This is a genomic window from Actinosynnema sp. NPDC050436 (assembly GCF_040655415.1).
Lineage (GTDB): Bacteria > Actinomycetota > Actinomycetes > Mycobacteriales > Pseudonocardiaceae > Actinosynnema.
Window position 1 is genome coordinate 324,974 of record NZ_JBFAJV010000002.1, and the last position, 23,239, is coordinate 348,212.

The 23,239-nt window shown below is 71.4% G+C and carries 23 protein-coding genes; 14 read left to right on the forward strand and 9 right to left on the reverse strand.

The genetic code is table 11. The features are described from left to right. The first annotated feature begins 103 nt into the window (after nucleotides 1-103). The 3 genes from AB0I60_RS05665 to AB0I60_RS05675 all read left to right on the forward strand — a co-directional run bounded on the left by AB0I60_RS05665 (nucleotide 104) and on the right by AB0I60_RS05675 (nucleotide 4,563). The gene (locus tag AB0I60_RS05665) at nucleotides 104-1,594 is read left to right on the forward strand and encodes an MFS transporter (protein ID WP_360726036.1); all 1,491 of its coding nucleotides are present in this window, start codon (nucleotides 104-106) and stop codon (nucleotides 1,592-1,594) included. 284 nt (nucleotides 1,595-1,878) lie between these two features. Continuing rightward, complete coding sequence (locus AB0I60_RS05670; RefSeq protein ID WP_360726037.1) at nucleotides 1,879-3,069, forward strand: hypothetical protein; 1,191 nt, start codon at nucleotides 1,879-1,881, stop codon at nucleotides 3,067-3,069. A gap of 231 nt (nucleotides 3,070-3,300) precedes the next feature. Next, complete coding sequence (locus AB0I60_RS05675; RefSeq protein ID WP_360726038.1) at nucleotides 3,301-4,563, forward strand: prolyl oligopeptidase family serine peptidase; 1,263 nt, start codon at nucleotides 3,301-3,303, stop codon at nucleotides 4,561-4,563. A gap of 615 nt (nucleotides 4,564-5,178) precedes the next feature. Here the strand turns inward: AB0I60_RS05675 and AB0I60_RS05680 are convergent. Further along, a complete protein-coding gene (locus tag AB0I60_RS05680; RefSeq protein WP_360726039.1) occupies nucleotides 5,179-6,252 on the reverse strand; it encodes a hypothetical protein in 1,074 nt (357 codons plus the stop codon). A gap of 148 nt (nucleotides 6,253-6,400) precedes the next feature. Between AB0I60_RS05680 and AB0I60_RS05685 the strand changes: the two genes are divergently transcribed. Next, on the forward strand, nucleotides 6,401-6,805 hold the full coding sequence (locus AB0I60_RS05685) for a hypothetical protein (protein ID WP_360726040.1): 405 nt from the start codon (nucleotides 6,401-6,403) through the stop codon (nucleotides 6,803-6,805). Between the two features lie 93 nt (nucleotides 6,806-6,898). Here AB0I60_RS05685 and AB0I60_RS05690 read toward each other — a convergent pair whose 3' ends face one another. The 3 genes from AB0I60_RS05690 to AB0I60_RS05700 all read right to left on the reverse strand — a co-directional run bounded on the left by AB0I60_RS05690 (nucleotide 6,899) and on the right by AB0I60_RS05700 (nucleotide 8,116). Then, nucleotides 6,899-7,204, reverse strand: coding sequence for a hypothetical protein (locus tag AB0I60_RS05690; protein ID WP_360726041.1), 306 nt, complete (start codon nucleotides 7,202-7,204; stop codon nucleotides 6,899-6,901). 14 nt (nucleotides 7,205-7,218) lie between these two features. Beyond that, nucleotides 7,219-7,446, reverse strand: a complete 228-nt coding sequence (locus tag AB0I60_RS05695; protein ID WP_360726042.1) for a deaminase domain-containing protein — start codon at nucleotides 7,444-7,446, stop codon at nucleotides 7,219-7,221. A gap of 346 nt (nucleotides 7,447-7,792) precedes the next feature. Continuing rightward, on the reverse strand, nucleotides 7,793-8,116 hold the full coding sequence (locus AB0I60_RS05700) for an STAS domain-containing protein (RefSeq protein WP_360726043.1): 324 nt from the start codon (nucleotides 8,114-8,116) through the stop codon (nucleotides 7,793-7,795). An 840-nt stretch (nucleotides 8,117-8,956) separates the two neighbouring features. On the opposite strand from AB0I60_RS05700, the gene AB0I60_RS05705 reads away from it, so the two are divergent. Further along, nucleotides 8,957-9,907, forward strand: a complete 951-nt coding sequence (locus AB0I60_RS05705; RefSeq protein ID WP_360726044.1) for an AraC family transcriptional regulator — start codon at nucleotides 8,957-8,959, stop codon at nucleotides 9,905-9,907. Between the two features lies 1 nt (nucleotide 9,908). Here the strand turns inward: AB0I60_RS05705 and AB0I60_RS05710 are convergent, their stop codons facing one another. Together AB0I60_RS05710 and AB0I60_RS05715 are read right to left on the reverse strand one after the other, a co-directional pair. Then, the gene (locus AB0I60_RS05710) at nucleotides 9,909-10,904 is read right to left on the reverse strand and encodes a chemotaxis protein CheB (RefSeq protein ID WP_360726045.1); all 996 of its coding nucleotides are present in this window, start codon (nucleotides 10,902-10,904) and stop codon (nucleotides 9,909-9,911) included. Between the two features lie 56 nt (nucleotides 10,905-10,960). Continuing rightward, the gene (locus AB0I60_RS05715) at nucleotides 10,961-12,952 is read right to left on the reverse strand and encodes a SpoIIE family protein phosphatase (RefSeq protein ID WP_360726046.1); all 1,992 of its coding nucleotides are present in this window, start codon (nucleotides 12,950-12,952) and stop codon (nucleotides 10,961-10,963) included. A gap of 188 nt (nucleotides 12,953-13,140) precedes the next feature. On the opposite strand from AB0I60_RS05715, the gene AB0I60_RS05720 reads away from it, so the two are divergent. From AB0I60_RS05720 to AB0I60_RS05740, 5 genes are all read left to right on the forward strand, one after another. Continuing rightward, complete coding sequence (locus AB0I60_RS05720) at nucleotides 13,141-13,758, forward strand: chemotaxis protein CheB (RefSeq protein ID WP_360726047.1); 618 nt, start codon at nucleotides 13,141-13,143, stop codon at nucleotides 13,756-13,758. Beyond that, complete coding sequence (locus AB0I60_RS05725; protein WP_360726048.1) at nucleotides 13,755-15,608, forward strand: CheR family methyltransferase; 1,854 nt, start codon at nucleotides 13,755-13,757, stop codon at nucleotides 15,606-15,608. Before AB0I60_RS05720 ends, AB0I60_RS05725 begins: the two co-directional genes overlap by 4 nt. A 50-nt stretch (nucleotides 15,609-15,658) precedes the next feature. Continuing rightward, entirely contained in the window at nucleotides 15,659-16,138 is a 480-nt protein-coding gene (locus AB0I60_RS05730) for a DUF6301 family protein (RefSeq protein ID WP_360726049.1), read from the forward strand. Nucleotide 16,139: 1 nt separating this feature from the next. After that, nucleotides 16,140-16,619: a hypothetical protein gene (locus tag AB0I60_RS05735; protein WP_360726050.1), complete on the forward strand. Its 480-nt coding sequence runs from the start codon at nucleotides 16,140-16,142 to the stop codon at nucleotides 16,617-16,619. A gap of 190 nt (nucleotides 16,620-16,809) precedes the next feature. Next, on the forward strand, nucleotides 16,810-17,535 hold the full coding sequence (locus AB0I60_RS05740) for an alpha/beta hydrolase (RefSeq protein ID WP_360726051.1): 726 nt from the start codon (nucleotides 16,810-16,812) through the stop codon (nucleotides 17,533-17,535). Nucleotides 17,536-17,586: 51 nt separating this feature from the next. On the opposite strand, the gene AB0I60_RS05745 is transcribed toward AB0I60_RS05740, so the two are convergent. Both AB0I60_RS05745 and AB0I60_RS05750 read right to left on the reverse strand, forming a co-directional pair. Next, nucleotides 17,587-18,258 (reverse strand): hypothetical protein, encoded by a 672-nt coding sequence (locus AB0I60_RS05745; RefSeq protein WP_360726052.1) that lies wholly within the window; start codon nucleotides 18,256-18,258, stop codon nucleotides 17,587-17,589. 43 nt (nucleotides 18,259-18,301) lie between these two features. Beyond that, nucleotides 18,302-18,883 carry a TetR/AcrR family transcriptional regulator gene (locus AB0I60_RS05750; RefSeq protein WP_360726053.1) on the reverse strand — a complete coding sequence of 194 codons (582 nt, stop codon included), beginning with the start codon at nucleotides 18,881-18,883 and terminating at the stop codon, nucleotides 18,302-18,304. A 147-nt stretch (nucleotides 18,884-19,030) separates the two neighbouring features. Here AB0I60_RS05750 and AB0I60_RS05755 point away from each other — a divergent pair, with 147 nt between their 5' ends. From AB0I60_RS05755 to AB0I60_RS05770, 4 genes are all read left to right on the forward strand, one after another. Further along, nucleotides 19,031-19,378, forward strand: coding sequence for a DoxX family protein (locus AB0I60_RS05755; protein WP_360726054.1), 348 nt, complete (start codon nucleotides 19,031-19,033; stop codon nucleotides 19,376-19,378). 253 nt (nucleotides 19,379-19,631) lie between these two features. Beyond that, nucleotides 19,632-20,618, forward strand: a complete 987-nt coding sequence (locus AB0I60_RS05760) for a hypothetical protein (RefSeq protein WP_360726055.1) — start codon at nucleotides 19,632-19,634, stop codon at nucleotides 20,616-20,618. Between the two features lie 104 nt (nucleotides 20,619-20,722). Then, nucleotides 20,723-21,034: a barstar family protein gene (locus tag AB0I60_RS05765; RefSeq protein WP_360726056.1), complete on the forward strand. Its 312-nt coding sequence runs from the start codon at nucleotides 20,723-20,725 to the stop codon at nucleotides 21,032-21,034. 262 nt (nucleotides 21,035-21,296) lie between these two features. Beyond that, nucleotides 21,297-21,956, forward strand: coding sequence for a DUF4328 domain-containing protein (locus AB0I60_RS05770; protein ID WP_360726057.1), 660 nt, complete (start codon nucleotides 21,297-21,299; stop codon nucleotides 21,954-21,956). Nucleotides 21,957-22,077: 121 nt separating this feature from the next. On the opposite strand, the gene AB0I60_RS05775 is transcribed toward AB0I60_RS05770, so the two are convergent. Beyond that, nucleotides 22,078-23,235, reverse strand: coding sequence for a M6 family metalloprotease domain-containing protein (locus AB0I60_RS05775; RefSeq protein WP_360726058.1), 1,158 nt, complete (start codon nucleotides 23,233-23,235; stop codon nucleotides 22,078-22,080). Nucleotides 23,236-23,239 lie beyond the last annotated feature (4 nt).

Consider the following 23,239-nt stretch of genomic DNA (forward strand, 5'->3'; position numbering starts at 1 on the left):
CGGGGTGTGGGGCGGGCTGTTGTGGCTGGTGGTGGGTGTACCTGTCAGGTGTACCCACGGCAGGGGGTGGTTGTCCGGGGTGGGGCGGCGGAACGTGCTGGGCATGGGGTTGAAGCAGGTGCGTGAGGCGTCGGGGTTGCGGGCGTGGTTCGGGTTGGTGGTGGTTCTCGGGCCGGTGCTGTTGGTGTCCATGGACGGGTCGATCCTGTTCTTGGCGATGCCTCGCATCAGCCAGGCGCTCAACCCGAGTGCGGACCAGGCGTTGTGGGTGCTCGACGTGTACGGGTTCGCGGTCGGGTCGTTGCTGATCGCGTTCGGGAACATCGGGGACCGGTACGGGCGGCTGCGGCTGTTGTGGGTTGGTGCGACGGTGTTCGGGCTCGGGTCTGCCGGGGCGGCCTTCGCTTCCGGTCCGGAGGTGCTCATCGCGTGCCGGGCGGTGATGGGGGTCGCCGGGGCCACGTTGCTGCCGTCGGCGTTGGCGTTGTTGAGCGAGCTGTTCCCGGACCCGCGTCGGCGGGCGCGGGCGATCGGGATCTTCGCCGCCGCTTTCGCCGCCGGGTTCGCGGTCGGGCCGGTGGTGGGTGGGGCGCTGCTTCAGCGGTTCGAGTGGGGGGCGGTGTTCCTGGTCAACCTGCCCGTCATCGGGCTGTTCCTGGTGTTCGCGCCGATCCTGCTGCGGGAGGTGCGGACTGCGCGGGCCGGTCGGGTCGACGTGCTCAGCGTGGTGCTGTCGGCGGTCGGGTTGCTGTCGGTCATCTACGGGCTGAAGCACGTTGCGACACAGGGGTTTTCGGCCCTTGCAGTCGGTATCGGGGTCGTGGGGGTCCTGGTGTTGGCGTGGTTCGTCCGGCGGCAGGCGCGGCTGGAGCACCCGCTGATCGAGTTCGCGCTGTTCCGGGACCGGGTCTTCACCGTCGCCATCGTCACCGGGGTGGTGCCGTTGGCGGCCTGGTCTGCGGCGGCCTACCTGGCCGGGGTGTACTTGCAGGAGGTGCTGGGGCTGTCGGTGTTGCACGCGGCCCTGCTGGCGCTGCCCGGTGCGGCGGTGCTGACGTTCACGTGCGTCGTCACGCCGATGGTGGTCGACCGCATCGGGAAGCGCACCGCGCTCCTGGGGTGCCACAGCACGATCGCGGTCGGTCTGCTGCTGTTGCTCCCGGCAGGGGCCGGTGGGGGAGTCGGGTGGTACATCGCCTCCACTGTGGTCGCCGGTGTGGGGTACGGGATCTCGTTCAGCGTGGTGGCGGACACGGCGGTCGGTGCGGTTCCTCCTGAGCGGGCCGGGTCGGCGGGTGCGATCGCGGAGACGGGGAACGAACTCGGCAACGCTCTGGGGATCGCGCTGCTGGGATCGTTGGCGGCGCTGGTGTTCCGGCTCGACGGGCCGGGCCTGGCTCCGACGCCGGCCGAAACCTTCCAGTTGCCTGCCTTGGCGGCCGAGGCCGTCGACCAGGCGAAGAACGCGTTCGTCTCGGGACTGCACGTGGTCGCGATCGCCGCCGCGTCGGCGCACCTCGTCTTGGCGCTGCTCACCCTGCGGTGGCTGCCGAGGTCGGCACGAACCGGCACTGATCACGTGCTGCCGGTCTGATGAGCCGGTGTCGTCGGTGTGTGCCGCCGCAGTGCGGATTCGGCCCACCGTCCCTTATTCCGCCTGGAATGGGGATGATCGGCAAGAGCACTGCCGGATGGAAGGGTGGAGTTGCTGCCATGTGGGGGTTGTGGCGATAGTCGTGACACGGCCATGATGTTGCGAGTTCCGCTGGCGAGCCGGTCTGCGCGGCTCCTTTCGGGGCACTCGCCGCCACTTCGAAGATCTGTTCTTCCGACGCTCATGTGGATGTCGGAACGACTGGACGCGGAAGGTGCGTGACCATGAGCGGGCGTCGGAGAAGCGGTTTCCTCAGGTCTGCCGGTTCGCTGGCTGTTCTGGTGGTGTTGACGGCGGGTGTCACGGCACCCGCCGCGACGGCTGCCCCGCTCACGATCACCGTCCTCGGAGCCCTCCCCGGTGACATCGCCAGTGCGGTGGAGGACCTGAACGAGGCGGGCACCGTCATCGGGCGGTCGCTTTCGGCGAAGGCGGCCGACGGCACCTGGAATGAACGCGCCGTGCGGTGGAGTCCCGAGGGCACCATCACCGCCCTGCCCCTCCCCGCCGGCGTTCCCCGCACCGCCTACAGCAAGCCGGTCGCCATCAACGACGCGGGCTTCATCACCGGCTACGCCCGCTACGGCCCGGCCGGTGGCTACGAGTACCGCGCCCTGCGCTGGGCCCCGAATGGCAAGGTCACCGAACTCAAACCCCTGCCGGGCGACATGCGAGCCACTCCGAAGGGCATCTCGCGGAACGGTACCGTGGCCGGTGAGTCGTACGACGTCAATGGCGAGCACCACGCGGTGAAGTGGGCACTGGACGGCACCGTGACCACGTTGAGCCCCCTGCCCGGTAGCACCGGTGCCCGGGTTCATTTCATCAACGCCAACAACATGGTCGTCGGGATTTCGGAAGGCGGCGGAAGTCCTTCGCATGCCGTCAAGTGGGACCCCGACGGCACCGTCAAAGACCTCCACCCGTTCATCGGGGTCGCCTACGCCGTCAACGACGCAGGTGTCATCAGCGGCTGGAACGAGAACGGGCACGGCTCCCGGCTGGACCCGAACGGCACCGTCGCCGACTTCGGCAGGCACGGGTACACGAGCAACATCGGTCCCGACGGCACCGTCGTAGGGTGCTTCTACATCAGCGTCTGGGCCACGACGGCCATGCGCTGGGCACCCGACGGCACCCCGACCACCTTGCCCGGCCTGCCCACCCACAACAACAGCCGGGCCGTGAACATGAACGCGTCAGGCACCGTCGTCGGGCACACCTCGCGGACCGAGCAGATGAACTTCGTGGAGACCAGCGCGGTGAAGTGGAGTCCTGATGGGACCATCACCGTGCTCGACACCCTGCCCGGGAGCAAGCACAGCAGTGCCGCCCACATCAATTCCGCCGGCACCATCGCAGGGACCGCCGAAAACGCCGACGAGAACTCGCACGCCGTGGTGTGGCGGTCGTAGCGATCAGTTCGGAGTGAGTCTGCGCGGGCTGGAGATTGAGCAGGGCAGGCCGAGCACCGCCCGGTGGACTTCGGCAGGGCGATCGGTGCGGGTGCAGAGCTGTCTCCCCCTCAACGCGGCAGGTGCGTCCCTCGTGCGAGGTAGCAGCGCTTCAGCCGGCAGGTTGACGCGCGCGCGGATGTCCCGTTGCCAGCATGACCCGGACATCGGCAACCGAGGGGACGTTCGAAGATGGGGACATCGCACAACCGCGTTGTGGCGCTGGCCGCCGGCCTTGCCGTGACGACGACGCTGGTCGTGGCACCGACGGCGACGGCGGCACCCGCTGCGTCCGGGATCAAGATCACCGCGCACGCGCTCAGCGGGCGCTACCCGGTCGGCACCACAGACCTGCACCTGGTGGACGAGGCCCGCCAGGACCCGTGGCACCCGGCCAGGAAGCGCGAGCTGATGGTCACCGTCACGTACCCGGCCAAGCGCGACGGGCAGCGCGCCGGCTGGATGACGCCCGGCGTGGTGCCGAGCCTGGACGCGTTGGCGTCCGAACCGGACCTGCTCGACCTGCCGACCGGCACCGTCGACTGGGCCGGGTCGAAGCGGCAGGCGCGCACCGGGGCCACCGCCGACCGATCGGGTGACTGGCCCGTCGTGGTGTTCTCGCACGGCTACGGCGGTGCCCGAGAACTCAACGTGGCCCTCACCGACGACCTGGCGAGCCGGGGTTACGTCGTGGCGTCGATCTCGCACACCGGCGAGGCGGCGGGCGTCGAGTTCCCGGACGGGCGGGTCGTGCTGAGCGCAGTCGACCAGCAGCACGACCCGCGCGCGAAGCTCGCGTTGGACACCCGGGTCGCCGACAGCCGGTTCGTGCTCGACGAGCTGACCCGGCTGGAGCGGGGCGACAACCCGGACGCCGAGCGGGACCCGCTGCCGCGCGGCCTGGCCGGGTCGCTGGATCTGACGAAGGTGGGCATCTATGGCCACTCCTACGGCGGCTACAGCGCCGCTGAGACGATGTTCTTCGATCGCCGGTTCGACGCGGGCATCAACGTCGACGGCTCGATGGCCTGGGACGTCGATGAGTACGGCGAGGCCGTGAAGCACGGCCTGGACCGGCCGTTCATGCTGGTGGGCGGTGACCTGGTGGACCCGGGCACGGGCGAGGTGTTCGAGCACTCGCACCTCGACACCAGGTTGGACCCGACGTGGGGCGCGTTCTGGGCGAAGCAGCGGGGCTGGAAGCGGGACCTGCACTTCGACAAGAGCACCCACTACAGCTTCACCGACCTCCAGGTCGCCGCGCCGCAGTTGGTATCGGTGCTCAAGCCGGGCAAGAAGGAGGAGTTGGTCGGCGAGATCGACGCGAAGCGGTCGCTGGCCGCGCAGCACGACTACTTCGGCGGGTTCTTCGACCACCACCTCAAGCGCCGCGACGGCAGGCTGTTCGGCCCGGCCGGCCCGGCGTGCCACCCGGACACGAGGTTCATCGCCTGAAACCGGCGAGTGCCGGCCGGTTCGCCTGCCGGTGTGAAGTCGTCGCGCCGCAGAATGAAGTCCCTGCGTCACCGCGGCGCGGTGACGCCGGATGAGAGACCGTGCACTCGTCTTCCCCGACGTGACCGGTGCGCTCCCGCGCCGGGGCACAGCGGTCGATCGGCCGGAGGTAGGGAGTTCGTCATGGCTCGAAACGCAGCGCGCGGGTTGATGTCGGTGATCACGACAGCGGCAGCGGTGGTCGCTGCGGTCCTGGTCTCCGTTCCGGTGGCGCACGGCACCGGAACGGCGGCGGACGTCAGGAGGTTGCACAACATCAGCACTGGGCAGTGCCTCACCGGCTACGGTCCCGGCAGCGCGACGATCGCCAAGTGCAACAACCGGTCCGGGCAGAAGTCGACCGGATCGCGTCCGAGCACGCCAGGATCTTCCGCAGTGTCCAGGTAGGACAGTGCCTGTCGAGTTTCGCCAGTGGCAAGGCGACTGTTGCCGACTGCGGTGGTGGTAATGGGCAGAAGTGGTCACGATGACCGACCGCCACACGGCACGGTACTCGGGGTTCTCCCGGGTACCGTGCCCGGTCTGGTCATCGGGGTGCCGGTGTACGGCTTGGCGTCACAGTTCGGTGATTTGGAGTGCGCCTTGGTACACGTTGGTGCCCGGGTCGGTTGCGGTGCCCACGTGAAGCGTCCGGCCGTGGGGGTGGACGATCAGTGAGGACACCCAGTCGTCGGTGAACCCGGTCAGGGTGTCCAGGGTCGTGCCGGTGGTGGCGTCGGCCACGGCAACGGTCGGCCCGTCGTCCTGCGTGGCCTGGTCGAGGCCGATGTAGAGCTGCTTCTCGTCCGTCCCCAGGGCGAGAGGGCCCGCGATGGGGTGTTCGGTGAGTCTCGTGGTGCTGATCAGCTTGCCCTGCACGTGGTCCACGATCATGAGGTCCTGCCTCAGGTGCACGCCGTAGAGCCGCCTGCCGTCCTTGCCGAGCACGGAGTGGCCCAGCGGGATGAAGACGTCGGGTGGCGTGTCGAGGACGAGGTCGGAGACGAGGGTGCCGGTGCCCACGTCGTAGGTCTCGATCGCGGACTCGTTCTTCTGCACGTCTTGGCGGTACCCGCCGGTGGTGACGTGGACCGTGTGCTGGTCGGGTGCTACCAGCAGGTCACCGACCCAGGCGCGCTTGAGGTCGAGTTCGGCGACCACCGTGGAGCGGGCCAGGTCGATGGTCAGCAGCCTGCCCGGCACTTCCTGGGAGAAGTCCGCCTGGTCGGCGACCAGCAGGGCCCGGCCAACCGAGGCGAGCGCCTCGCCGGTGAACTGGCCCCTGGACGGCGGCAGGGGGATGGTGGTCTCGGTGTCGCCGGTCCGGGCGTCGAGCACCGCGACCCGCTGTGCGGTCAGCACGTACAACTCGTTGCCGTCGCTGCTGATCGTCAGGTCGTTGATCCAGTAGTCCGTGGTGGGCACTTCGGGTGCGTAGGTTGCAGCAAGGGTGCGGGTGGCGTTGTCCACCACCTTGACCAGCAACGCCCCGGGGCGCTGGGTGGCGGCGGACAGGTAGGTGAACCGGCCGTCGGGGCTGACCACCGACTGGTTCGGGGTGAAATCGCCTAACGGCACCACGTCGATGTGGGGGTCGGACGTTGCTGTGGCCGGTGCTGCAACGCCGACCATCAGGGCTGCTGTCGCCATCGTCCGGATGGTTCTGGTGATCTGGGATGAGCTGGGCATGTCGGCCCTCTCTGCCTCGCTTTGCCCGTGTGATCCTGAGCAGTCCGAGCGTAGTGTCGGATCGAGGTCCGGGTGATGGGATCACCTGGTACGACGGGAAGAGGACCGGTTGCGAGCCCAGATCGATGAGTCCGGAGTGCTGTTCACCGCCCAGCGCTCCTTCTCGCTGTGGAAGTACGGAGTGGGGCACTCGCAACTGCTGATCCGATCGGTTCCGAGCGGATCGCAGGAGTTCTGCATGGACATCAAATTCGAGGGCGTCGCAGCCGTGAAGCTCGCGGCGAAGTACAACGGGGTGGCGATCAGGTTGGTCCCCGAGGAGGAGTCGGCTCGTCTCTGCGAGTACGCGGGTGTCCCGCCGAAGTGGCGATCGGAGCTTGTCGCGATCTCCCTCGGTTTGCACAGGGGGTCGGACCAAGTGCTCTGTCAGTCCGTGAGCGTGCTGTACGGGGGGTCGGATCCGATAGTGGTCGACCCGCGAGATCAAGAGGTGCTGTGGCAGTACGAAGGATGATCCATTCCTGGTCTGCTGTTCATCGCCGTGGTCCGGATCGTTCTGGTGATCAGGGATGAGACGGGCATGTCGATCTCTGCGACCTCGCTTGGCTCAAGGGGCATCACGGCGCACGGAAGCTTGGGCTTCGACCTGGCTGACGAGGAAGTCCAGCAGCTCCCGCCCCTCCGCCGCCGGCCCCAGGAGGGACGGGTAGAACAAGTCCGTGCCCCGGAGCAGGTCCCCGGCCCGGCGGCCGGCAGTGAGCAGGAATTCCTCGTGCTGAGCGGGCAGCCGTTCGGCCCGTTGGTCGGCTCGCACCTCCGCGACTTCCTCGGGCGTGCAGCCCCGGATCGTGTCCGCAGTGGCGAGACCTGCATCGAGCAGGGTTTCGATGAGCGTCGACATGGTGTGGGGCATGAATTTCCTCGTTCTCAACGGCCCAGGTCGGAATACGTCACGTCGATGCCGGGGAACGCTCTCCGGAAGTCGGCGATGACCGCCTGGCAGGACGGGCACACCGGGCGCTCGGACGTGATGTGGATGCGGCCGGTGGCACCCGGCTGGAGTTGGCTGCCCAGCTCCTCCAAGATCTTCCACTCGGAGTCGGAGTCGCGGGCGATGTCCGCCGGCCTCCTGCTGAACTGGGGTGACGTGGGCATCGGTGCCGCGTTGGGACACTGGTGACTGCTGCTGACGCCCAGCCGCTCGCCGCCGACCCCGTTGATCTCTCCGGCCGCAACCGGCTCACCCCGTCGGTCAAGGCCACCGCGCTGGGATGCCGTTCGGCCCGACGGTCACGCTCACCGCACCACCGGCCGCCGACGCGGTGATCGAGAACCGCTCGACCGCCTGCCGCATCGACTCGTACCGCGCCGGGGACGGCGGGCCGGTTCGCCCCCGAGATGACCGGATCGGACCAACCACTGCCCGATTCGGTGGTCGCGTTCTGAACCACCGTTCGGGTGCTGGGCGCAACGGTCGATGTGGTGCGGGGGATCGGGCTGGTCATTCAACCGGGTGACGGAGGCCGGTGATGGTGACGATTCGTTCCAGCCAGGCCGGGCCTCGGCTCAGTTCGAACGTCGCGCCGTGGTGCGCGGCGGCGCGTTGGAGGCGGAGCAGGCCCCGTGCTCCTGCGGCGGCCAGGAAGGTCACGCCGGTGATGTCCACGTCGACGTGGCGGACCTGGTCCTCGGTGATGGCGGCGATCGCCGTGTCGCACAGCTGGTCGCGGCTGACCAGGTCGATGCCGCCCCGGCAGGTGATCGACAACCTGTCGCCGTCGCGTCGCAACGTCACGGTGAGCTGGTCGGACATCTGGTGCGCCATGGGGTGCGGCCTCCGGAGTGGGCTCGCCCGCTGGGCGGTTCTCCGGACGGGGCGCGAGCGGTGTGCTGTGCCCTGGGCGGCTGCGGCCGACGGTGTCCTGTCGAGCTTCCTCGTCGCGACGGGGGTGCCGCTAGTCGGGAAACGAACTCGCGGTAGTCGGGAAACGAAGGACTGGTCCCACCGGGGGAATCACCTCCACAGGTGAATGTCCTGCGTCTCAACGGGTTGCCGGTGTCCTCGTTGGCGTGCGGTGACGTGGATTCCAGGTGGTGGGGCCGGGGGAGGGCCGCTGTCCTGGGCGGGGGTTCGCTTTCGGAGTGGGTGCTTCGTTTCGGCGCGAAGTGGTCTACGCTCGGGGAGCGACCTGTCGTCGCCGGACGCCTGTGGTCCGGTACCGGCGGGGGCGGTTGTGCACCTTGAGTCGGCCGTGGCCGGCCCTCTCCGTGCGCTGTCCGGTCGCCTCGGCCCGCCTGCCGGGCTTCGCAGTCCCACTCGCCCCCACGGGCTTCGTCGGGACGCGCTACGGGAGTCGGTGGACCCGCACCCGGTGCGCCCGGCGTCAGGAGACCCGTTGCCCACGTTGCACTTCGACCGCACCGCTCGGCCGGACAGAGGACACCACCGGCGAGGGTGGCACGGTCACGTACGCGCTGCGCTGCGCGAAGGGCGTCCGGGCGGCCCGTTGCACCCTGGTTCCCTTCGTCGCCGGGCCGCTGACCCAGGTGACGGCGACCGTGACCGGGGGCTTCCCGCCCAGGACGCGGTCACCCTGCCGGGCTCGGTTCGGCACGCCGCCCAGCCGCACCTCGCGCGATTGACGACCTCGGGAAGTCGGGACCCATGCAACCGGAGACGTTCGACAGCCACGACCTGGTCCAGGTCGAGGACTTCGTGAGCAAGATCTACTCGAAGATGCGGATAGGCGCGGTCGGGGCGTGCACCCGCGCGCGCATCGACCGGCGCGTGTTCGGCCTGGAGGTCGGGTTCGACAACCTCGACTACAGCTTCGACATGACCTACGCGGCCGATCCGGCGGATCTGCTGATCGTCTGCGACGTCCTGTCCAGCACCGTCCGCGTGGACGACGGGGGCGGAGAGGAGACCTTCGCGTCCGGCGACCAGTTCCTGATCAGCCGCCCCGGGCTGCCCTACGCCGGGGAGGCGCACTCGGCGCGGCTGCGGTTCACCCTCCTCGACCCCGCCCTGCTCGACCTGGTGGCCGCGGCCGACGGCGGCACCGGCCCGGTGCGGGTGCTCGGCCACCGGCCGGTCTCGCCGGGGGCACAGCTGCGGTTGCAGAGCACCATCGCCTACGTGCGCGACGTGGTCATGCCCGCTCCCGACCTCCCGGTGCCGCCGTTGATCGTCTCCACGGCCAGCCAGTACCTCGCGGCCCGCGTGCTCCAGACCTACCCGAACACCGCCTGCGCCACGGCCGGCCCCGGAGACCGCCGTGACGCCGGGCCGACCGCGCTGCAGCGCGCCGTCGTCTTCATCGAGGCCAACCCGGACACCGACATCTCCGTCGCCGACATCGCGCGAGCCGCCTGCGTGACGCCACGAGCGATCCGACTCGCGTTCCGGCGGCACCTGGACTCCACGCCGACCGCTTCCCTGCGCCGCGTCCGGCTCGACCACGCGCACACCGCCCTGGAGGCGGCCGAGCCCGGGACGGTGACCGTCACCGCGATCGCGGCCCGCTGGGGCTACGCCAGCCCGAGCCGCTTCGCCGCCGACTACCGCGCTGCCTATGGCAGGCAGCCGCGCCAGACGCTGCACGGCCTGTCGTGATTCACGGTGCGCCGTGCTGTCCGCGCAGCAGCGCGCGCAGCACTTCGGCGGCGTGGGTCGCCTCGTGCTCCGCGTCCGCGTACCGCTCGGAGATCCGGGTGCGGTCGCGCTCCGCCGCGCGCAGGCGCATCCGCTGGGCCAGCCTGGTCTTCTCGTCCAGGGCGCGCAGCGCGGCCCACAACGCGCGCTCGACCGCGTCGTCCTTCTGCTCGGCCAGCGCTTCGAGGGTCCAGGCGTGCCCGACCCAGCACCGGTAGCGGTCGGTGCCCGGCAGCTCCAGCAGGGTGCCGTCGCACTCGGGGCAGGTGAACCCGGACGGGGTGGCGACCTCGTCCACGGGACCGCTCACGCCCGGGTCGTCCTCGGCGATGTCCGCCTCGACCTCCGTCGCGTGCCGGAGGGGAGCGGCGGCCCGCGTCTCGACCACCTCGCGGGTCAGCTTGGCCAGCACCTCGCCCATCTGCGCGGCCGGGACCACGTGCTCGGCCCCGACCTCGCGCAGCGCGCTCTGCGGCATCCCCGGGTACAGCGCGTCGGACGGGTCCTGGACCACGGCCGCCCCGCCCCGGGCGACGATGGTCGCCAGGCCGGCGGCCCCGTCGTCCAGCGTGCCCGACAGCACGACCCCGATCACGCGCGGTCCCAGTGCCCTCGCCGCCGAGCGGAACAGCGCGTCGACCGCAGGTCGGTGGCCGTTCTCGGTGGGGCCGGTGGACAACGCCACCGCGTCGCCCGTGACGAGCAGGTGGTGGTCGGGACAGGCGGTGTAGACCCGGCCGTGGCGCAGCGGTTCGCCGTGTTCCGCCGTGCTCACCGGCAGGGGGCTCGACCGCCGCAGGATCGCCGGCAGGACGGACGTCGCGCCGCGAGGCAGGTGCAGGACGACGAGCACGGTGGCCGCCAGGTCGGCGGGCAGGCCGGACACGAACTGCCGCAGCGCCTCGACGCCCCCGGCCGAGGCCCCCACCACGATCACGTCACGACACGCCTCGGGCACGCCGACACCTCCCGGTAGTCAGACTCCTGCGCAGGAGGTACCCGGGAGCCGCCCGTTCATGCGCACGGCGGGCCGGCGTGCGGACCCCTCCGCTCAGCCGGCCGGGGGAGGTCGGGGTCGTGGGCGTGGTGGCCCAGCGCGACCAGGGAGAGGACCATCTCCGCAGTCGTCCCGATCGGCGCGTACAGCCGCAACTCGGTGTCGTTGGCCCGGTGCAGCGCGGCGAGCCGGTGCAGCGCGGACACCCCGGCGCTGGCCAGGTGGGTCACCCCGGTCAGGTCGACGGTGAGGGCGCGGGTCCCGGTCGAGCCGGCCGCGAGCACGCCCCGCTCGACCTCCGGGGTGGTGGCCGCGTCGAGGGGCCCGTCGATGCGGATGCGCGGGCGCGGCGCCCAGGGCTGGTCCAGCACCAGCACCGGGTCGGGGAGCGCCGGCGGTCCGGGGGTGGTCGCCCGGGACGGCGCACCGACCTCCAGCGCCCGGCTCACCCGGTGCACCGCGGTGGCGCGCGTGCCGCCCTCGTCGTGGTCGACCCGCAGGTCGTCGACGAGCTGGTCGGTGATCAGCAACCCGAGCCCGCGATCCGCCGACGGCGCGGGTGCACGCCAGCGGCCCTGATCGGTGACCTGGAGGCGCACCTGACCGGCGTCGGTGAGGGTCGCGGTGAGGGTGAAGTCCCGGTGGGCGGCGGCGGTGTCGACGTAGGCGTGCTGGATGGCGTTCGTGGCCAGCTCCACCGCCGCGTGCCGGAGCGCGTCCGCGTCCGGACCGTCGACCCGGGCCACGGCCAGCCACGTCCGCACCTGGTCGTGCAGGGGCCCGAGCGATTCCTCGACCGCCGTGAACCGCATCGCCAGGTCGGGTGGCGGGGCAGTCGGCTGCGCGGCGAGCAGGACGATGTCGTCACGGTGCCCGGTGTCGCGGGTGAGCAGGTCGAGGGCCCGGCCGCACACCAGGTCGGCCGACGCGCCGGCCCCGTCGTGCACGGCGCCTTCGGTGACCGCGTCGCCCGCGACCTGGGCCAGCTCGACGGTGGTCTGCGCCCACTCGCGGCCGGGGCGCTGGAGGATGCCGTCGGTGTAGAGCAGCACCAGGTCGCCGACCGCCAGCACCTCGGTGGCGAGCGCGGGCGCCGTGGCCCCGCCGCCGACCCCGAGCGGGCCCGCGCCCGTGGCGGGCAGGTAGCGGGCCTCGCCGCCGGCGGAGACCACGAGCGGTGCCGGGTGACCTGCGGTGCAGTACTCCAGGCCGCCGGTGGAGGGATCGAGCGCCACGACGCACACCGTGGCCGCGTGCGCGCCCCGGACCCACTCCGCGGCGGCGTCGACCGCCCGCACCGCAGCGGCCAGGTCCCCGGTGACCGCGAGGCGCTCGTGCAGGAGGATGCGCAGTTGCCCCATCGCGGTGCAGGCACCCACCCCGCGCCCCGCCACGTCCCCCACCACGAGCGCGACCCGCCCGTCGGGCAGCGCGACCACGTCGAACCAGTCGCCCCCGGCGGCGGGCCGGTAGCCGGCCGCGATCCGCACCCTCGGCAGCACCGGCACCCCGGAGGGCATCAGCGCACGCTGCAGCGCGTCGACCGTTCCGGGGGACGGCCCGGCCCCGGGAACGCGCTCGGTGACCCGTCGCCCGACCACCGGCTCGGCCTTCACCACCACGGGCGGGACCGCGCCGGAGCCGAGGTCCACCACGAGCTCCTCCGGGTGCCTGCTGCGGATGATCCGGCGGGCGGCTTCGTCGGAGAGGGTGAGGGCGCTGGAGGAGATCAGCAACCTGCTCACGGCGAGCTTGACGGTGGTGGCGGTCAGCGGGTCGGTGCTCCAGCAGCGCTGCGCGCGGCGGGCGGCGTCGACCGCGAGCGCGACCCGGTCCCGCCGCACCCGGGCCAGCCGGGTCAGCAGCGGGTCGAGGACCTGGTCCGCCTCGCGCGCGGCGGTGTTGGCGACGTCCAGCGGGGCATGGGCGAGCGTCCGCGCCGTGGAGTGCGCCAGGCTCTGCAGCCGCGTCAGCAGCAGGTGCATCTCGCGGCCGTCGGGTGTGTCCATCCGAGCATCCACTTCGACCGTCGGTGACAGCGGTGTCCGTACCTCACGCTAGACCTTGCTTTCCCGGGGAGCACTTTTCATGCGCGGAGTCGGTCGACCCGTCGGTCGGGACCGCTCGGTCGTGTGGTCGTCGCCCGCTGCCGCCGGGCACCGGACGCCCGGCGCGCGGCGCGGCTTAGTCTTCACGCATGAGTTCACCGCAGACGGACCTCGCCGAGACCGGTGGGGGCGAGCCGTTCGGCGTCGTCGCCGTCGCGTCGTCGGCGGGCGGCATCGTGGCGCTGGGCCGGGTGCTCGGCGGCCTGCCGAAGGGGTTCGCGGCTCCTGTGGTGGTCGTGCAGCACCTCGACCGCCGGCACCGGACGGTGATCGCCGAGGTGCTCGGGCGCCGGTGCGAGTTGGCGGTGGCGCTCGCGGTCCACGGGGAGCACATCGAGCCGGGGCGGATCTACTTCGCGCCGCCCGACCGCCACCTGCTGGTGGGCCCGGACGGCGTGCTGGCCCTGTCCGACAGCGCGCTCGTGCACTTCGTGCGCCCGTCGGCCGACCTGCTGTTCGAGTCGGTCGCCGGTGCCTACGGGGCCAACTCGGTGGCGTGCGTGCTCACCGGCACCGGCAGTGACGGCGCGATGGGCGTGCGCGCGGTGAAGGACAGAGGGGGAACGGTGATCGTCGAGGACCCGGCCACGGCCCAGTTCAAGGGGATGCCCTCGGCGGCGGTGGCCACCGGGGCGGCCGACCTCGTGCTGCCGCTGGACGAGATCAGCGCGGCGATCAACGGCTTGGTGGAGGCGAGAAACCCGTGAGGGCGACCGATCCCGACGAGGAGGTCAACGGCGACCTGGAGGAGCTGCTGGGCTTCATCCGCGACGCCCGGGGTTTCGACTTCACCGGCTACAAGCGGTCTTCCCTCGCGCGCCGGATCCGCAAGCGGATGCAGGACGTCTCGGTCGTGGAGTACGCCGACTACCGTGACCTGCTGGAGGCCAGCGCCGAGGAGTTCGGCCTGCTGTTCAACACGATCCTGATCAACGTCACCAGCTACTTCCGGGACACCGAGACCTGGTCCTACCTGCAACGGGACGTGCTGCCCGACCTGCTGGCCGACGTGAGCGGCGAGATCCGGGTGTGGAGCGCGGGCTGTTCCAGCGGCGAGGAGGCGTACTCGCTGGCGATCGCGTTCGCCGAGGCGCTCGGCGTCGAGGAGTGCATCGCCCGGGTGAAGATCTACGGCACCGACGTCGACGAGGAGGCGCTGCGCGAGGCCAGGGCCGGCGTCTACCCGGCGAAGTCGCTGGAGCCGCTCTCCCCGGAGGTGCGGGACAAGTACTTCGAGCCGTCCGGGACCAAGTTCGCCTTCCGGCCCGACCTGCGCCGCCGGGTGATCTTCGGCCGGCACGACATCACCAGGGACGCCCCGATCTCGCGGCTGGACCTGCTGGTGTGCCGCAACACGATGATGTACTTCAACGTCGAGACCCAGAAGCAGATCATCGACCGCTTCCACTTCGCCCTGCGCGAGGGCGGCTACCTGTTCATGGGCAAGGCGGAGATGCTGCTGTCCGACAGCGGGCGGTTCGACGTCGCCAGTATGCGCCGCCGCATCTTCAAGCGGCGGGGCGGCCGGCCCTCGTCCAGCGGTGCCGCGCCCCTCCGGTTCGACCACGCGGCGGGGGGCGAGGTGCGGGAGGTGTCCCGCCGCCGGCTGCTGCGCGACCTCATGATGGACGTCGGCGCGAACGCCCAGATCGTGCTGGACGACGCCGAGGCCGTCGTGCTGATCAACAGCCAGGCGCGGGGCCAGTTCGGGCTCACCTCGCAGGACGTCAGCCGCCCGTTCCGCGACCTGGAGGTGTCCTACCGGCCGACGGAGCTGCGTTCGCTGGTCGAGCAGGCGCGCACCGAGCGCCGCCCGGTGCGGCTGACGGCAGTGGAGCGCAGGCGGGGCGACGACGACATCCAGTACTTCGAGATCCTGATCCAGCCGCTGTGGAGCACCAACAGCGTGTGGATGGGCACCTCGATCACGTTCATCGAGACCACCTTCGTCACGCGGCTGCAACACGACCTCAAGCGCCACCAGGAAGACCTGGAAACCGCGTACGAGGAGCTCCAATCGACCAACGAGGAGCTGGAGACCACCAACGAGGAACTCCAGTCCAGCATCGAGGAACTGGAGACGACCAACGAGGAACTCCAGTCGACCAACGAGGAGTTGGAGACGACCAACGAGGAACTCCAGTCCGGCAACGAGGAACTGGAGACGATGAACGAGGAGATGCGGATCCGCACCTCCGAGCTGGAGGAGGCGCGCACCTTCCTGGAGGGCGTGCTGGCCAGCGTCGCCGCCGGCGTCGTGGTGCTGGACGGCGAGCTGCGGATCCGGAGCTGGAACCGCGAGGCGCAGGAGCTGTGGGGGCTGCGCGCGGACGAGGTGTACCAGCAGGAGTTCTTCGCCCTCGACATCGGCCTGCCGACCGAGCAGTTGCGCGACCAGGTGGAAACCTGCCTGTCGGCCAAGCGGCAGACCGGCCCCCTCCAGGTCGACGCGGTCAACCGCCGTGGGCGGGCCATGAGCTGCCTGGTGAACTGCTCGCCGCTCAACGGGCAGACCGACGGCGTCGTCCTGCTCATGGAGGTCGTGCACAGGGAGTGAGCGGGGGTCGTGGTGCTGTGATCATCGGAACGACGACGGAAGAACGTGCCATGCAGTGGAAGGCGATGACCCCGGCCGAGGTCTGGGAGGTGGTCGAGTTCTGGGCCGGTGGGCCGTGGCCGGTGACGCGCGACGAGGCCCAGCGCCGGGCCGTCGACCGCTTCGGCTGGGCGATCGAGGTCGAGAACGGCAAGGAGTACCTGGTCAACCCGGTCTCCGGCATCAGCCCGTCGGACGTGTCCGTGGTGGGCCACGGGACCGTGTCGTCGGTGAACTTCTGGATCGCGGACCTGATCCGCGAGGAGTCGGCGCGGTCGAGGGCATTCCTGGGCGACACGGCCGTGCTCGCGGTGCGCGAGGGGGTGACCCGGTGGGGTCGTCCGTCCCTGCGGCGGGCCCCGGCGCGGACCGACGCGACCTGGGACCTGCCCGGGGGTTGCCGGGTGACGATCACCCTGGCGTCGAAGTCGACGCGGGTACACGTCCACACCCCGCAGGGGATTCGGGCAGAGCGGGAAGAGGGGTACTGAAATGTCCGGGTGGGAGGAGTTCGGCGCGAGCCTGACCGAAGCGCTGCGGGACGTGGCTGACCGGGTCTACCTGATCGTCCACTCGCAGGCGAACCCCAAGGTGTACGTGCAGTTCCGAGGGGAAGCCGACCAGCTGCACGCCCAGGCGGCGGGGCCCGAGGTGGTGCCGTGGTCGGACGTCGACGCCATGGCGGCGGCCGGGTGGGTGCCCCCGGACGGCTTCGACCCGCCGAACTGGACGTTCTCGTTGCCGGTGCCGGCGTTGACCGGGGAGTACGCCGCTCTCGCGGAGCGCTGCGTCGTGGCGTTGCGGGACGCCTTCGGGCTCCCGGGCCCCGAGGGGTTGGTGTACAAGGCCTGGCGCGACGGGGAGTGGCCGCTCGCCGGCGAGACGTGGTCGCCGGAGCGGCTCGCGGCGCGGGACGTGGGCGAGAACCCGGTGACGATGCAGTGGCTGGAGATCCCGGCGGTCCCGGGCTGACGGACGGTCGGGTCCGGCGAAAACCGGTTGGCCGCCGGCGACGGCCCCTGCTACCTTCTCGGCGGCCGTGCGAGAGACCGAGGAGGTGGTACCCGTGGACGTTACGACATGGGTGCTCCCCTCAGGGGTCACGGTCGGGCGGTAGGTCGTCCGGGAGCGCCGTTCACGAGCACTCCCGAAAGGCACCACCGTGCACTTCACCTCCGAACAGCGCTTCGAAGACGGCGTCCTGGAGCGCAGGTTCACCCTCGGCGACATCCCCGGCATCCTGTGGACGCCCGCGTCCGCGCCGGCCCCGCTGATCCTGGTCGGCCACCCCGGCGGGCTGGACCGCATGTACCCCCGGCTGGTCGGCCGGGCCCGGCACGCCGCAGCGGGCGGGTACGCCTCGGCCACCATCGAGCTGCCCGGCGGCGGTGACCGGCCCCGCCTCCCCGCCGTCGAGCAGGCCCGAGCCGACCTGCACCGCGCCCTGGCGGCCGGTGAGCAGGTCTCCGACGACGTCGTGGACCGGCTGGTCCTGCCGCTGGTGGACCGGGCGGTCCCCGAGTGGCGGACCACCCTGGACGCGCTGCTCGCACTGCCCGGGATCAGCGGCCCGGTCGGGTTCTCGGGCGGGGTGGTCGCCATCGCCGTGCGGCTGGCGGCCGTCGACCCGCGCATCGCAGCCGCCGTCCTGTTCGCCGGCAGCTTCGTGCCGCGCGCCACGGTCGAGGAGGCCCGGCGGATCACCATCCCGCTCCAGGTCCTGTTGCAGTGGGACGACGAGGGCAACGACCGGCAGATGGCCCTGGACCTGTTCGACGCCTTCGGCTCGGCGGAGAAGACGTTGCACGCCAACATGGGCGGGCACACCGGCGTCCCGCAGTTCGAGGGTGACGCCGCAGCCTGCTTCTTCACCCGGCACTTGAGGTAGGCGGGGTGCCGCCGCCGTCGGGGATGCTTTTCGACGGCGGCGGTCGGCCGGTCACTGCTGCCAGAAGAACGCGCCCAGGTCGTGGGTCGGGCACAGGTAGACGTACGCGCTGCCGCCGCCGTAGTTCGCCCGCGTGCGGAAGTCGTGGCCCTCTTCGAGCTGCGCCAGGAACCGCAGCGGTTCCCGGCACTCCGGGCAGAACAGCGACTGCTCCCACTGCACCCACGACGCGGTGCCGCCGAGTTGGCCCAGGATGTCGCGCACCCGCTTCTCGGGGTGGCCCAGCCACTCCATGCGCGCGGTGTCGTACGGGTCGGAGAACTCGTCTTCGGGGTCCGGCTGCGCGTCCGACTCCTCGAACCGCACACCGCCCACCACCGGCAGCAGGGCCCGGCCCTCCTCGGGCGCCGGGCGGGCCGGTGCGGGACCCGGCGGCAGGACGACCACCGCGTTGGCGCCGGACAGCGGTTCCCACGTCGAGCAGCCGCCGGGGTCGTTGTCGCACATGAAGACCTGGGCCACGCGCCGGTCGCCGGTCGGTGCGCCCGCCTCGTCCACGACGGTGCCGTCCTGCTCGATGCGGGCGAGGAACTGCATGGTGCCGCCGCAGCACGTGCAGCGCGGCCACTCCACCTCCGCCGGCAGCAAGGGGAGCCCGCCGGTCCGGGTGGTGACGGCGTCCGGCTCGACGGGGCCCGAGTAGATCATCAGCCTGGTGGTCATGCGAGGACTGTAGGTTTCCTGCTCGCCCGGGTTCGACCAGGTCTCAGGGCCGGGGACCCAGGCCGGCGAACAGGGCGTCGAGCACGCGGTCGACGTAGGCGTGGGTGACCGGCTCCTGGGTGATCATGAACTGGAAGTACAGCGGCCCGGACAGGATCGACATGGCCAGGTCCAGGTCGAAGTCGGCGGACACCTGCCCCTGCTCCCGGGCGGTCCGGAGGCGGGCCTCGGTCTTCTCGGCCTGCGGGCGGATGAAGCGCTCGACGAGGCCGGCCGCGACGGCGGGGTCGTGCTGCGCCTCGCCCAGCAGCGCCCGGTACAGCGGGCCCCACGGCGGTGCGCCCAGCAGGTCCACCGCCGCGTGGATCTGGTGACGCAGGTCGGCCCGGACGTCGCCGGTGTCGGGGTAGTCGAGCGCGGGTTCGTTCAGCGACAGGATCGAGTCGAGGAACAACAGGCCCTTGGAGGTCCAGCGGCGGTACACCGCGTGCTTGCCGACGCCGGCGCGGGCGGCGACCGCCTCGATGCTCAGCCTGGCGTAGCCGGCTTCCAGGGCGACGTCCAGCGCGGCCCGCATGATCGTCCCGGCCCGGTCGTCGGCGCTGGTGGCGCGGTGCTGGATCATGCCGTCACCATACCGGCACGGCACGTGTCGTATTGACATGGCCGGCTCCGTCACGCAGGCTTGCCGAGGCAAAGCGGCACGGACCGTGCCGTTCTGGGGGTGGCACGGTCCGGCCGTCACGAGTTCCACCGAGAGGATCGATCACCGATGACCACCGCGTACTACGTCGTCGCCGTCGCCACTGCGCTGTGGGTCGGCTTCTCGGGCTTCTCCCTGTTCACCAGGCAGAAGTTCGTCGTGGAACCGCTGGAGCAGTACGGCGTGCCGCGTTCCTGGTGGAACCCGCTGGCCTTCGCCAAGTCGGCCGGGGCCGTCGGGCTGGTCGTGGGCCTGTTCCTGCCGGCCGTCGGCGTCGCGGCGGCCGTGGGGCTGGTCCTGTACTTCCTCGGGGCGGCGGCCACGACCGTCCGGGCGCGCTCCTACAACACGACCGCGTTCCCGTTGCTGTACCTGGCACCGGTCGTGGCGACGCTCGTGCTGCAACTCGCCCGGTGAACCCCGCGTCCGCCGAGGTGCCGGCCCGGAGGTGGCCACTGCCGGCGGGGGTGCCGCCGCTGTCACGATGGTGGCGCAACGGGTGCGGACCTCGGCGTGCGCCGCCACCCGCGCGACGACCCCACGCTCTGCTCCGGCGGAAACACCCGGCGACCACGATCATCCGATCCGGACTCGGGCCACCGCCGCCGAGCCCTCCTCCTGCCGCCGGGCCGGTACCCGGACTGCCCACCTGATCGGGGAGGGAGTTCCGATGTCTGCACGGGAAACACCGGTTGGCACCGCCGCCGACATGGACAGGCTGACCCGGATCGGGACGGCCGACGTGCGGCGGTTGGAAGCCGCCACGCGCGAGCTGCGCCGCGCGGACTACCGCGACGGGGGTGGGGCCTGCGCCACCGCGCGGGCCGAGCTCGCCCGGGGCCGGCGGCTGCTGCGCGTGCACGTCACCGAGCGGCTGCGCGGCCGGCTGCTGGTGGCGGTGGCCGACCTGCACAACTTCGCCGGGTGGACGGCGTTCGACGGCGGCCGGCCGCGCGCGGCCCACGCCCACTACCGGGTCGCGCTCAAGCTGCTGGAGCAGCACGCGGACCAGGACCTGGTGGCCAACGTCTGCTACCGGTCGGCACGGGCGCACCTGCACCGCCGCGACCCGGCCCGCGCGCTGCGGGCGCTGGACCGGGGCCGGATCGCCGCCGACCGCGCCGGATCCGCCCGCACGTCGGCGATCATCTCGGTCAACCAGGCGTGGGCGCGGGCCATGCGCGGGTCACCGGCGGAGACCCTGGCCCTGCTGCGCCGCGCCGGCGACGAGTTCGCCCGCGCGACCGACGCGTCCCGCCCGTGGTCGGCGTTCTTCGACGCCTCGGACCTCCAGGCCATGATCGGCATCGTCCACACCGAACTCGCGTGCAGCCACGACGTCGGGCACACGCGGTTGGCGATGCCCGCGCTGCGCGCCGCACTCGACGGCTACGGCCCGTCCATGCGCCGCAGCAGGGTTTTCAGCCTGACCGCGTTGGCGTTGAACCACTTGCTGGCCGGCGACCACGTCGGCGGGGCCCTCGTCGCGGCCCGAGCCCTGGACAGCGCGGACGGGCTCGCGTCGTCGAGGGTGGCCGACCGGATGCTGCCCCTGCTCCGGTACTGCGAACGCGTACCGGCCGGCGCGGGCCTGGCGGACACCGCTCACCGCATCCGGGCGTTGGTCGAACGGACCCGACCGCCGCGCCGATCCTGAGCCTGCCCAGGTCGCCGCGCCACGGTCGTTATTGCTTTGTGGCGCGGTGCTTTCCCCGTGAGACTGGTGGGATTCTGTTGTCTGACAGGGAAAGGGTTGCGGTGATGGACGTCGAGCTGGACGGGTTGAAGGCGACGACTCTGGAGGGGTTCCACTCGGAGATGGCCCGGCTGTTGGACTTCGGGCCTTACTACGGGAACAACTTCTCCGCGCTGTGGGACCGGCTGAGCACGGACGTCGAGCGACCGGTTCGGCTGACCTGGACCAATGCTCGGACCAGCCGTGACGGCATCGGAGCTGCGGACTTCACCGCGTTGGTGCGAATCCTGCGCAGGGCCGAGCAGCAGGACCGCGACTTCGGCCTGGTCCACCGCCTTGAAGTGACCATTCAGGACTGGTCCCCTGGTCCGGCGTGACCACCCCGCACCAGGCGGTCGCAGGCCCGTGCCGGACCGGCGAGCGGAAGGCCCTCGGCCGGGCCGGCGGTGGTCGGCGACCTGCGAGGGCGCTCCTCCGAGTGGGCCCCCTCGGGGTGCCGGTGATCGTTCACGAGCCGCTTGATCCGGTTTTCAGGCGCGACGAATCGGCTGTTGACCGGTTACCGTCTCCGACGGGTCGGGGGGCTCTCGTGGAAGTGGGAAACCCGTGTTCTCTTCTGTTCGCGGTCTTGGGACCGCGGTGTCGGTTCTGGTGGGGCTGTACGTCCTGGTCGGCGTGATCACCACGGGCTGGCTCTGGTTCTTCCGGAACACCTACAACGACTACCTGGCCGGTGAGGTGACGGACAGCGACCTGGTGTCGGCCGGGGCGGCCGGCCTGCCGCTGGCGTTCATCGGCACGGGGATCTTCATCGCCGCCATGGTCGTGACCGTCGTGTGGATGTGGCGGGTGGGGACCAACGCCCGGCTCGCCGAGCCGGGGGCCGACCACCGGTGGAACCGGGGCGCGGCGATCTGGGGCTGGCTGCCCGTGGTCAACTTCTGGGTGCCGCGCCGGTACCTGCTGGACGTGTGGCGGGCGAGCGCACCCGACCCGACGTCGGCCCAGGCGACGTCGCCCGTCAACTGGTGGTGGGGATCGTGGCTGCTCTTCCTGTTCCTCGACCGCTACAGCAGCCGCTACGCCGACCCGGACGGCCCCAGGTTCGACCTGGACAACGCCGCGCAGCTGTCGACGGCGGCCGTGGTGCTCTGCGCGGTCGCGGCGTTCGGCCTCATCACGACCGTCCGGCAGATCACGGCGTGGCAGTCCGCGCCGGGCTTCTACTCCCCGCCGGACGTCCTGTCGCCGCCGATGGGGCTGGTGCCGGTCGACATCCCCAAGAACGAGGGGGCTTGAGCGTCGGGAACGCGCGCAGCGCGCTCGCTCGCCGGCGGGGTGAGGGCCGGTCGGTGCCTTCGAGGTGACGGCCTGGGGCGGGGTCCTGTGGTGCGGTGGAACGGGGTTGCCGTGGCCGGGCTCACGGGGACGTGCCGAAGGCGATGACGATGCGGTGGTCGTTGCCGGAGCGGGTGGTGACGTCGATCGTGGTGTTGCTCGTCGGGTCGTGGAAGCGGCTGCCCGTGGTGAACGGCGCGTCGTTCAGCTCGTGGCCGTCGCAGCCGCCCGAGTTCGGGCGGGAGTCCTTGACCACCACGGGGCCGCTGCCGCTCGGTGTCGCCGCGTCCACCGCGTAGATCAGCACGCCCGTGGCGCACGCGGTCGCGTCCAGGCCCGTCCTGGCCCTCGCCTCGGCCACCAGCGCGGTGGTCGGGCCGGTCCGGATCACCACGGCCTTGCGCCCGCCGGGCGTGGAGACCGGGACCAGGGTGTCGGTGTAGCGGCCGGTCCGGCTGACGCAGCCGATCTGGTCGTAGCGCAGCCAGTTCAGCTTCCACTTGTGCCACGCCAGCAGGTCCGGGCCCGGACCGGAGATCAGGCCCATCACGTCCCAGCCGCCGACGAAGCGGTGGCTGTCGCCCTGGTAGCCGTACAGGTCCGGCAGGCCGAGGGCGTGACCGGTCTCGTGGTTGAGGACCTTGCTGCCCCAGTACCACATGTCCTGGCCGAAGGTGACCGACCGGGGGATCGTGCTGCCGTCGGGTGCGGTCAGCGGGTTGATGTACGCGGGGGAGAAGGAGATCTCGGTCGCTGCGCGGGTCGGCACCACGTAGAACACCTGCGTGCCGCTGAACGACACCGTGCGACCGACGGCGGTCAGCGCGTCGTTGAGGTAGCGGGCGTGCGCCTCGGCGGTGAGGCCGCGTCGCCAGCCGTAGTCGGTGGACGGCCGGGGCATCCGGTGGAAGCGGGTGGTGACGGCCTTCACCGACAGGTTCAGGTTGCCGTACGAACTGGCGCTGAACCAGTTCGGGCCGCCGGGCAGCAGGTTGTCGCGCAGGCTCGCGGGCGTGTCGGTGGCGGGCGCGTCGGGGAAGTCGACGAAGACCATCGTGGTCCGCACCGTGCCGTGCGACGGCGCGGAGCCCGCCGGCGTCGGGACGCCTTCGGTCAGGTGGGCACCGGTCGCCGGCAGCGCGCAGGCGCCGGCGGGCACGTCGGCGTGCGCCGCCCCGGCCGGCAGGACCACCGAGGCGATCACCACCGCCGCGACGAGGAGGACTCGGTGGCCTGCCATGGGA